Below are 10,804 nucleotides of genomic sequence, written 5' to 3'. Positions count from 1 at the left end.
GCCTTTTCCTCTTTAAGTGTGGATAATTGATTTGAACCCAGACATTCATTAATTTATTTGATCTTCTTACTTCGTTTCGGGATTATATAAACACTACGTAACAAGTGATTGATAATTTCTAAAGCATTTTCCAAGACTGTTGAAGACGGGCTCTTGATTTGATGGGCACCTAAGTTTCCAATCTCGCGTAACTTATGTAAAATAGGTAACTCATTGGCAGAAATAAAACCTTTTGAATGGAGGTTGTCTATTTTACCTTTTAAATTTCGACCTGTAATTTTCTGATTGATACAAATGGCCTCAACCAATGTTCTTAATCCGATATCGGCCAATAGCCTTAAATCGTAATCGATAGCATCCGTTACTTCCTCATAGGTTTTTTTTATTGGCTTTGAAAGGAATTTCATTTCGTCATAACCCAAAAACCGGTCATCCTCATATTCTTCTTCCTCTGGATAAATAAACGAGTATTCATTAACATTACCGTTTTCGTCATTGGTATCTGTTGTAACAATTTGCAATCCTATAAACTCACAACCCTTACATTGAACCAAGTTATGTACAACAGTCTTGATTATGTCCTGCCCTTCCTCATCAAATTGTTCTTTTTTCTCAGTGGTATATAAAATCTCCTGGTTGGTAGTTTTATGGCAATCGTTGCAGTACAAGCGAATATTGTTCTTTTCCATTGTTTGGCTTTTTGAAAGATTAGGGGTCTTATAATGGAAAATAATTTAGTTAATTACGGGTTAAATGAAAAATATTTTGGAAAGTAGTGGATTTCCGGCTTTTATTGGAAAATATTTTACGCAAGTCCTAATCAGATAGGTCCATACTTCCTATTCAAAATCAATATGTTAGCCGTTCAATATCTTCCAAAGAAGACTTTATGTTTATTTTTACATAAAAATATTAGATTAACTCTAATTAGGTATTAAAGGATAATTTTGTTCCCAAGATTCTATCGCTTTAACAAATACAAAAGATGGATGGGATACTTCAATAATACTAACTTTAAGTATGGACAAAATTGAAAACCGTTTTGTATCCTCTCCATTAACTATACTTGGATGGAAGGTAGCAAAAGCTACGATCGAGTATAAAACCAGCAATATGATGGGATTAAATAAGACCGCTCTCGAATATCGGCCAGCGAAAGACCTGGAATATAAATACGATCAGCTTTACTTCACTCCAGATCGAAAAAACTACAAGCGATATTTTTACTACGAATGGGAAGCAATTCCTCTGAATAACTTCATTGATTCGAATATCAAAGGGTCTGTTGAATATCAGACTGCTTTAGACTACACTTTTGAAATAATGGCTCCTTATGGCGCTATAGAAGATGAGGACCAATTCAAGAGATTTGTGGAGCAGGGCACATTTCATGAATTCATCACCTTCCTATGTAAGCGTACAGTACAAGACGATTTTAATAAGTCTGTTCTGGACCATTACTCTCAAATCTTTGAAAACGATATTACCTATGGCAGCAAAATTCAGTTTGAGGCAACAATGTATTTAACCTACCTTTCAGTTGAGGAGGATAAATTGCAGATTGAACCAAACTTGACAATCCGCAAATTAAACTCCCAGGACTTAAGCTATTCAACTAGTGATTTTTATGAAAGTCAATTAGATAAAATCACAAGAAGGGTAAGTAGCATACTTTGCGCAATGGAATTACAAGTAATAATGGAAAATGGACATAGTGCAAATATTGCTAAAGATGCCAAAAAGCAACTTATGAAAAAATTTGGGGCAGTTTTGAATTCCTTGAGACTATTTGCAGTAGTCAACTGCTATGAAACAGAGTGCCAATTCCGCACCGAATCTATTATTAACCACACCTTTAATGAAAGTGTGGATCCACCATTTTCCAACTATCTCGAAAAATCTTTTTTGCCTAGCGAAGGTCATTTATACCACTATCAACTAAAGCAAAAAGATATATCCAACTTCTCCCTACTGCTGCAAGCGCTTGAACCCTCAATTTCAGCAATCACGCATGAATCTTACTTTGAGGGTGAACCACATGAGCTTGCTTATCATAAATATAGGGATGCCCTGCTGCGGTCAAAACTCAATAACTACCGTCTTTCATTCGCCATCTATGCATTGGATGCTGCTCTGGTCCGTAGTACTGAGATAAAGCAACAAAAAAACAAATTGCTCACGCGGTCAGCTTATTTATTCGTCTGGGCTACCGGAGCAAATATGAGCAAAGTTCGTTCTGATTTAGAAGTCTCGTATCAAATCAGAAATAGACTTGTACATGGTGACGTACTCACACAATTGGAAAAAGAATTTTCTGAAATCAAAACGAAGTTGGTGTTAAACTATGTACGCGTTATTGTTGCCGTAATCCTGCAACTGAGGACCACTACAGATAAGGAAGCCCTAATTGATAAAATTGAATCCGCACAAAAAGACAACAGAACAAAAGACCAATTCAAAGCGGACCTAAAGCAATTAATAATTCCAATTTGATTTGGGTTGCCTTGGATAAGTCACCGAAAAGATCAAAGCAAGTTATTTCTCTTCTCAATTTCGCTACTTTCGGGCACCTCTTAAAATTTCTAATTCACTGTTTTTCAGTGAATTAATTTATTGCTAGCCAAAGAAAAAACTCCAAGAATTGCTGCTTATAACTTTTTAAACAACTCACTCGTTCATGATGCTGTTATCAGAAATTTTGAAATAATCGGAGCTTTGTGTTCATCGTAAAAATTTAGCGTAAAATACCTTCATGTGGCAACAAACGCAGAATAATTACCACCAGTCCCAAATTGATTTTTTTGGGGTCACAAAACTAACTTCTGAAAATCATTACTTCTTTTAGGTATAACACTTTTCCGGTTAACTCTGTTAATATTACTTCCATTTCCCCTCTTGGATTGGTGTTTTTTCTTTCCTTTTCCTCAAGATTATATTTGTTTGAGCTTTTCAACAATAATTTTTCTGCGCTGTTCCGCCGTATAGGGATTAATATGACACTCAATTATTTCATTTAAAGATGGGTGAGAAAGTATCTGACTACTCATTGTTTTTAAGAATGCCTTTACTTTCTCGTCTGATTTTTCCACATCCTCCAGCAATTCCAAATTATTATCGATCACGTATATAATGTCTTCAAAATCATGGCTCGTTCTGGGATCATCCCCTCTGTTTTCATAAGCTTCCCATTTCGTAGCTAAAAACATACTTACCGGTAGTATTTTAATTTCGGCTTTTCCGACCTTTATAGGGTAGGCTTTTTCAAACCCGGGTTTCAACCATGAATTAGTGGGGCCCAGTGGCGTGGCCTCAAAAGGAATAAAGTCAATGAGAATATCTTCATACTTATACCTGTACATTATCGTTTCTGTGGGAGCTGGATATATATTTTTGTTGGCTAATTTTTCTCGCAATTGATCCATCTGTGTGTAGGTACTGACCTGAACCGAGATATCTATATCCTTGGTTGGTCTTGGTTGTTCAGCACCCTTATCTGTCACGTATAAGCTAACAACTGCCCCACCAACATAGATAACTTCATCATTTATTTCTCCTAAGGCCAGGGCTACTTTTTCAATTACCTTTAAATTGATGGTTTGGTTCTCAAGCATCTTCTATTCTTTCTTTTAGCATTTCGACTGCCATTTTCCGTTCTCGTACTTTTCCAACTCTTATTGCGTCAGTTAAAGCCATTAATTCGTAAAATTTAGCATCTTTTATACATGCCTCCGGAATTTTAGGATGTAAAGGGGTAATGGCTTGCCCTCTTACATTTCCATTTGCATAAGGCCAAACAAAATGATCATCGCTGGCAATTTTTTTGTTCAAGGGTGGAGCGGAATGGGCTGTGGCCATTCCCCTGACCAAAGCGCCTGGTTGTTGCGGATAGACATAAGGAAGTCCTGACTTGAGAAAATCCAGCAAAGCCAACTTATTCAATGACTTTTTATCTCTACCCAATAAGCCAGCAATCACTGACCGGTTAATGCTCTCGCTGATTTCACTGGCACTAATTTCCAGTTCATGAGATAAATCTTTCATGAGCCAATTTTGCTGCCCTTTACAAGCTATTTTTAATAAAATCGCAACATCATGGGGTCGCATATTCTATACTTGTTTATGTTAACATGTTTGGTTAAGTGCAAGGTAATAAAAATATTTTTTAATTCGCGATTCGCGAATTACGAATTCACTTTGAGGGGCACCAGTTGACGAATAAACCCTGGAACTATCACCTTTATATTAGTTTGTTTTTGCGTAAAGCACCAAATATTGGAACCAATCGCAAAAGAAAACTAAAGAAAATATATTCAAACCTAGTCCGGGAAAGGGAGAGTTACAGCAGCTACCGTATTAGATTCCACTTACAATGGAAAATTTTTCTCAAAAAAGAGATTATAATGGAAAATATTTTATTCAACGCCCCCGAATAGGAATTATAATGGAAAATATTTCACCCTACTCTAAAGATATCCTATCATTTTCGAACATGATAAACAATCCGGGTTTATAACCAATAGGGAGTTAGATGGCCTTAGTTTTTCATCCAAAATATTTTGATAATTCTTTATGATCCCACTTTTCCCAAAGAAGCGAGCAAAAAGCAAGCAAATTCAATCAGACACCAGCAAATCCAGCCAAGTATAGAAAAACAAAAGCCCCATAAATCTTTGATTTACAAGGCTTTAAGTGTGCTACCCCTCTTGGACTCGAACCAAGGACCTACTGATTAACAGTAACTAGACATTTGGTCTCTTGCAATTTTTAACAATCTGTAAAAGTTTATAAATCAGCGATTTATACTTTTGATAAGTAGATCAGAGTTCATTATAAACCGTTTGAAACCACAAAAAACGGGCAAAAAACGGGCAAAAAATTTTTCCATCTTTTAGATGATTAATGTAAATTGGATACAGATTAAATAATACAACATATGGCTTCAATCTCACTTTTTCTTGATAAAAGGAATAGAAAATCTGATAAATTCCCATTAAAACTTCGTATTTCCCACCAAACCATCCGGAAGGACATTCCAACAGGATATAAACTTGCCGATAGTGAGTGGAATGATCACAAAAAAATGATTAAGAGTTCTTATGAAAACTCAACAAACGCCAATTTTAGGTTAAAAGAAAAAATGGCCGTTGCTTCCAAAGTGATAATGAAATATGAGCCTGTTTTGACGGATTTGTCAGTATATGATCTCGGAGAACTGATTAAAAAAGCACTTGATGAAATTGGTAAAGAAAAAATACCCCCTGAATTAGTTAGTAATAAACCAGCTAAAACAACTTTGAAAGCCTACGGAAAAATCGTAATAGAAAGGTATGAGAAGGCTAAACGTTTTGGTATGGTAAAATCATTCAAGGATGCCATAGAGATGATACTGAGATTTCATGGAAGTAATAAATTGCTGCTCTCTGATATTGATGAAACCTTCCTTGAAGATTTAGAAGCCGATTACGTTGGTAGTGGGAAAAAAATAAATGGTCTGGGGGTGCGACTCCGGGCAATCAGAAGAATATATAATCTAGCTATCAAAGACAAAAACACTGAAGTAACTATGGATAATTATCCGTTTGGCCGGGGAGGATATTCCATCAAAGCAGAAAAATCTAAGAAAAGAGCGGTGAAACTGGATGTGGTTAAAGCCATACGAGATCTAAACTATAAGGAAGGCTCCTCACTTTGGCATCACCGCAATTACTTTTTGTTTATGTTCAACATGCGGGGAATGAACTTCATTGATTTAGCTTATTTGGGAAAATCCTCTATTTCCAAGGGCCGTATAAAATATAAAAGAAGAAAAACCAAAAGGGGCCAAAGTGTCAGAGAGTTTAACATTAAACTAACCAAAGAGGCCCGGAATATTCTGTTTTACTACATAAAAGGAAAGGCAAAGCATGAGCTTATTTTTCCAATTTTGGAGGATGTTATTGACAGTGATAATGAACGCCAAATCTATAATGTATATCAGAACCGTTTGTGCAATCATAATCGCCGTTTAATAACAATAGGAAATGAAGTAGGCCTGGAGGAACACCTTACCACTTATGTGGCTAGGCATACATTCGCTACCGCGGGACTTCATAAAGGAGTTTCAAAAGCTCAGTTGGGTGATATGCTTGGACATACAAGTTATTACACTACCGAGGCTTACTTTGATGAGTTTGATAAGAAGGTTTTGGATGAAGCGGCCCAGCAGATTTTGGGGTAGGGTAGTAGCAGTAGACTTTCATACAATACCAAACCATACTTATTGATTCTACCATCCATAATTAAGAATCTATGAAGTATAAGACTTTGTTAATTTGATAAGCTTACAGGCTGCCAGCCTGGGATTCTGTGTTTGGCGCTGTTCATTTGACCCTTGAAGGGTTATTTTTTGAATATAACTTCACAATGGGAGGAAATAAGTTTTTCGATTTGACATTTGCCAGGTGTCAGATATTTCATCGTTAGATCAAATACCAATATCATCTATTACAAATTAACACTATATGCTTTGTCAATCAGTCGATTGTTCCAACTAGCTTCATATCACTTTCAATGTTTACCGGACGGATACATTTATACTGATATGAATGATTTGAAATCCGCGTTGGATTCAGTTAACCAAGGGCTGAAACACAACCCTGATGGTATGGAACTTCACGAGTTTAGTAAATTCTTGATTTATGACCTGACAACTAATAAGAAGGAATAAATCCAATTGGTAAAATGTGCGTTTTAGTTAACTTTTAAAAGTATCCTATTCACTGTCCATATATACTGTTTATGCTGTGGTCTAAACTATATTTAGGAGGTCGAAATAGCGGTTAACGACCCAAAGGGGACATCTGCATTCAGCATCTTGGAATACGTATTTCTACTGTTGTTTATTAGTTTTTGAAAGGTTAGCTTGCCTAATTGTTAAAATATACACTTGCGATTTAAGGTGGATGGGATTGCGGATATTTATTGGTTATATTTAAACTACAATTGAGGGTATAAAGACCGTAGTCGTTATTCACGTGCTGGGTGGGTTAACAAATCTGAAAATAATGCTCAGTGAGATTAATGGAAAATATATTAGAACTTCGGACAATAAGTAAACTTAGGGAATTCACTTTTTTTATTCCATCATATCAGCGAGGTTATCGGTGGACTAAAAAAGAGGTCATTGATTTACTAAATGACGTATCGGATTTTAATCCCAAAGAAATTAATGAGACGAATGATAAAACATGGTATTGTTTACAACCACTTGTAATTAGAAAAAGACAGGAGAAAAATTTTGAAGTAATAGATGGTCAGCAAAGACTTACAACTATCTATCTTATTCTTAATTATTTAAATCAACGTTATACAGAAGAAAACCGAGAACCAATTTTCGAATTGAACTATGAAACAAGGGCGGGGTCAACCGGTTTTTTAAAAGAACTCATTAAGGATAATATCGACGAGAGTAATATTGATTTCTATCATATATCAATTGCATATAATACCGTTGCTGGTTGGTTCAAAGGCCAAGAAAATTTCGACCTTAACAATTTCGAATCAAAGTTTAAGTTCAATACCAAAGTCATTTGGTATGAAACTTTGGAAACTGATCCTATCGCAATATTCACACGAATAAATATTGGAAAAATTCCTTTGACAAATGCAGAATTAATTAAGGCTCTATTCCTAAATAGTTCGAATTTTGATAACAATAAAAAAGGTAGAGTTTATTTAAAACAAATTGAGATTGCCACTGAGTGGGATAGAATTGAGCATTCCTTGCAGCATGATAGATTTTGGTATTTTCTTAATGGAGATAGTCAATTGACTAATCGCATAGAGTTAATTTTCAATCTAATGAATGATCAGAGTGAAACAGATGACACGTACGCCACATTTAGGTTTTTTAATAGGAAGTTTCAAAACAAAACTCAAAAAACCATTGAGGAAAATTGGCTAGAGATCAAGCAATACTATCAAACCTTTGAGGAGTGGTATAACGAAAGAGAGCTATACCATAAGATAGGGTTTCTCCTGATATCACAAGAAACGACATTGAATAATTTACTGAAAGCCTCTGCCGATGTCACTAAAGCAGAATTTAAAAAATATCTCGATAGTCTGATTAAAGAAAAATTTAAACGAGTTTCTCTTGAGAATTTACAATATGGAGACAAAAATGTGAAACCACTTTTGCTGTTGTACAATATTCAGACAATGCTCAATAATGAAAAAGACAATTCAGTCTTTCCTTTTGAATTATATAATATTGGAAATTGGGACATTGAGCATATAACATCAATTAATGATAATATTCCAGAAGGAACACACCGTGAACAATGGTTGAAAGAGGCTCAATTGTTCATAGAAGATGATTCATTGAAGAGCAATGTAGAAGTATTTGATGTCAATAATGAAACTGAGGATGAATTTGAAGAATTATTCAAAACGGTGATTGAGCATTTTAATAAAGATGTTCTGGATAAGGATTTAAATGATATTTCAAACTTGGCTCTACTTGACTCCGAGACAAATAGAGGATACAAAAACGCCGTTTTCCCAATCAAAAGAATGACTATAATAAAACGAGAAAAAGAAGGAACATTTATTCCTATTGGCACAAAAAATGTTTTTCTGAAATACTTTAGTGATTACCCTCCAAAAATATCTTTCTGGACTCAGGAAGATAGAGAAAACTATCTTAAGGACTTACAAAATGTATTAGACCCTTACTTGCCAAACACTGATGAAAATGAATACTAGTAAACATAAAGGTAAGATATATAGCTTTTGGGAACTGCTTCAAAAACATAGGGTTGAGATTCCAATTATTCAGCGAGATTATGCCCAAGGTAGAGAAGATAAGGAAGAGCTGAGGGTAAGTTTTTTAACCGCCCTCTTTAACTCATTAAATGAAGCTATTGGGATAAAACTAGATTTTATCTATGGTGATAAACCAAATGAGATTTTTCAGCCTTTAGATGGTCAACAGCGTCTAACAACACTTTTCTTAATTCACTGGTATGCAATGATAAAGGAAAGCAAAAATGAGCCAGAGAATATTAATATACTTGAAAATTTCAGTTACGAAACAAGAGCAAGTTCAAGAGAATTTTGCAGGGCGTTGGTCAACTGCTCCATAGAAATCAAAGAGGGCTATAAGGTTAGTGATTTCATAATTGATTCTCCCTGGTTTTTCCTTTCGTGGAAAAAAGACCCAACAATAACGTCTATGCTGCGAACAATTGATGACATTCACAAACAATTTTATCTAATTGATGATCTATGGGTAAAACTCACCTCCGAAGATAGACTTATAAGTTTTTATCACGTTGAACTGGAGGATATAGGATTGACTGATGATCTTTACATTAAAATGAATTCACGTGGGAAGCTTTTGTCTCCTTTCGAAAATTTCAAGGCTTCCTTCCAAAAATTCATCAGAGATCAACAATGGGAATCAGAAAAAACGTTTACCGAAACTTTCAGTTACAAAATTGATACTGAATGGACGGATTTATTCTGGAAGCATCGAAAGAATAACAGCATTGATAACTCCATTATCCGGTTCATATCATCAATTGCAATGATTCGTCAAGTTTTAGAAAAATCCGATGATAGAATAAACACTATATCAAGGCTTCAAAGGCAGCCTGATTTAGTTAGAGTTGAACATTTTTCAAAATGTGGATATGGATTCCTTTTTGAATATTTAGAAACTTACGTTCATATTTTCAAAAATAATGTGCCTGTTGATCTCGAATTACCTTTTTGGCAACATAGCCCACAGGATAACATTTTTTCGGCACTGGTATATGAAGATAGCAATGCGTCTTATACCCAAAAAGTTCTATTTTTTGCTCAGACAGAGTATTTAAGAACTCAAACAGAATTTAATAAAAAAAAATTCTGCAATTGGATGAGGGTCATTAGAAATATAATTTCTCGAGGGGATGTAACTAAAAATGGGGAAAGGCCAGCAATTATAAGAAGTCCAGAAACATTTGAAGGCGTTATTAATCTAATAAATGAGCTAGCCGAGGGATGTGGAAATATTTATAAGTTTTTACAAGATCATACTATAAAGTCAACATTCGCAAGAGAACAGATAGAAGAAGAGTTAATGAAATCACACCTCATAAATGATAGCCCGGATAATGAAAGAGTGATCTTTCAAATGGAGGACTCCAATTTCTTTAGAGGTAGAATTGCTTTTTCTTTCTACTGTATTGATTTTAATACAGTTAAGGATATTTTTGTGAAAAGCGATTTCGAGAAAATACTAGAAGTAATTGAAAAATATCTTGAAACAGAAACTCTCTCTGATGATTTAAGAAGAGCCCTTTTAACTATTCAACATGATGACGGACAATTCGAATATTATAACTATTGGTGGTCTTGGTCATATGTGGCCGATGCAAACAAAAGATGTCTTATCGCCAAATATCGAGAGCTTGAATATTACATATATGGTAACTATAAGGAAAGGGATTACTATAAACAGTATCTTAAAAAATTATTAATTCAGTTAACTAAAAAGGACTTAAAGGATTTGATTAATGAGTTTACCCCTCCAGAGGATATGCCTAATTGGAAGATCCGTTTGATAAAGGAACCTGAACTGCTTGGTAGTAGATGCAAATCAAAATATATTGCTATTCCAGAAAATGAGGAATCCTGCTTCCTATTAAAAGGTATCAGGCCACGGGACATGAATGGTTGCGAAAAAATTGAATAGAAAGGCCCCACACAACATTAGTTATGAAATCATTCCTATACAATTATATTGAAGTAGTTCCGACTTAATCTGACGGTTCTGGGT

The 10,804-nt window shown here is 34.9% G+C and carries 7 protein-coding genes; 4 read left to right on the top strand and 3 right to left on the bottom strand.

Annotated features, from left to right (window positions below):
• Positions 1 to 53: 53 nt before the first annotated feature.
• Positions 54 to 689, bottom strand: a complete 636-nt coding sequence (locus AC04NP_RS29815) for a DUF4145 domain-containing protein (RefSeq protein WP_482863761.1) — start codon at positions 687 to 689, stop codon at positions 54 to 56.
• 331 nt (positions 690 to 1,020) lie between these two features.
• Between AC04NP_RS29815 and AC04NP_RS29810 the strand changes: the two genes are divergently transcribed.
• A complete protein-coding gene (locus tag AC04NP_RS29810) occupies positions 1,021 to 2,493 on the top strand; it encodes a hypothetical protein (RefSeq protein ID WP_482863760.1) in 1,473 nt (490 codons plus the stop codon).
• 437 nt (positions 2,494 to 2,930) lie between these two features.
• On the opposite strand, the gene AC04NP_RS29805 is transcribed toward AC04NP_RS29810, so the two are convergent.
• Together AC04NP_RS29805 and AC04NP_RS29800 are read right to left on the bottom strand one after the other, a co-directional pair.
• Positions 2,931 to 3,611 carry a hypothetical protein gene (locus AC04NP_RS29805; RefSeq protein WP_482863759.1) on the bottom strand — a complete coding sequence of 227 codons (681 nt, stop codon included), beginning with the start codon at positions 3,609 to 3,611 and terminating at the stop codon, positions 2,931 to 2,933.
• Positions 3,604 to 4,041 carry a hypothetical protein gene (locus tag AC04NP_RS29800; RefSeq protein ID WP_482863758.1) on the bottom strand — a complete coding sequence of 146 codons (438 nt, stop codon included), beginning with the start codon at positions 4,039 to 4,041 and terminating at the stop codon, positions 3,604 to 3,606. The genes AC04NP_RS29805 and AC04NP_RS29800 overlap by 8 nt, the downstream gene beginning before the upstream one ends.
• Before the next feature lie 892 nt (positions 4,042 to 4,933).
• Between AC04NP_RS29800 and AC04NP_RS29795 the strand changes: the two genes are divergently transcribed.
• The 3 genes from AC04NP_RS29795 to AC04NP_RS29785 all read left to right on the top strand — a co-directional run bounded on the left by AC04NP_RS29795 (position 4,934) and on the right by AC04NP_RS29785 (position 10,720).
• On the top strand, positions 4,934 to 6,217 hold the full coding sequence (locus AC04NP_RS29795; protein ID WP_482863756.1) for a tyrosine-type recombinase/integrase: 1,284 nt from the start codon (positions 4,934 to 4,936) through the stop codon (positions 6,215 to 6,217).
• Between the two features lie 842 nt (positions 6,218 to 7,059).
• Positions 7,060 to 8,745, top strand: a complete 1,686-nt coding sequence (locus AC04NP_RS29790; protein WP_482863755.1) for a DUF262 domain-containing protein — start codon at positions 7,060 to 7,062, stop codon at positions 8,743 to 8,745.
• Positions 8,735 to 10,720 (top strand): GmrSD restriction endonuclease domain-containing protein, encoded by a 1,986-nt coding sequence (locus AC04NP_RS29785; protein ID WP_482863754.1) that lies wholly within the window; start codon positions 8,735 to 8,737, stop codon positions 10,718 to 10,720. The genes AC04NP_RS29790 and AC04NP_RS29785 overlap by 11 nt, the downstream gene beginning before the upstream one ends.
• Positions 10,721 to 10,804: the final 84 nt, after the last annotated feature.

The sequence above is a fragment of the Agaribacillus sp. DX54 genome, from assembly GCF_056858335.1.
This window is presented reverse-complemented; position numbering and strand designations above follow the sequence as displayed.

Coding starts and splice junctions, on each gene's coding strand:
- AC04NP_RS29790 (WP_482863755.1), top strand. CDS start 7,060: ATGGAAAATATATTAGAACTTCGGACAATAAGTAAACTTAGGGAATTC.
- AC04NP_RS29810 (WP_482863760.1), top strand. CDS start 1,021: ATGGACAAAATTGAAAACCGTTTTGTATCCTCTCCATTAACTATACTT.
- AC04NP_RS29815 (WP_482863761.1), bottom strand. CDS start 689: ATGGAAAAGAACAATATTCGCTTGTACTGCAACGATTGCCATAAAACT.
- AC04NP_RS29795 (WP_482863756.1), top strand. CDS start 4,934: ATGGCTTCAATCTCACTTTTTCTTGATAAAAGGAATAGAAAATCTGAT.
- AC04NP_RS29785 (WP_482863754.1), top strand. CDS start 8,735: ATGAATACTAGTAAACATAAAGGTAAGATATATAGCTTTTGGGAACTG.
- AC04NP_RS29800 (WP_482863758.1), bottom strand. CDS start 4,041: ATGAAAGATTTATCTCATGAACTGGAAATTAGTGCCAGTGAAATCAGC.
- AC04NP_RS29805 (WP_482863759.1), bottom strand. CDS start 3,611: ATGCTTGAGAACCAAACCATCAATTTAAAGGTAATTGAAAAAGTAGCC.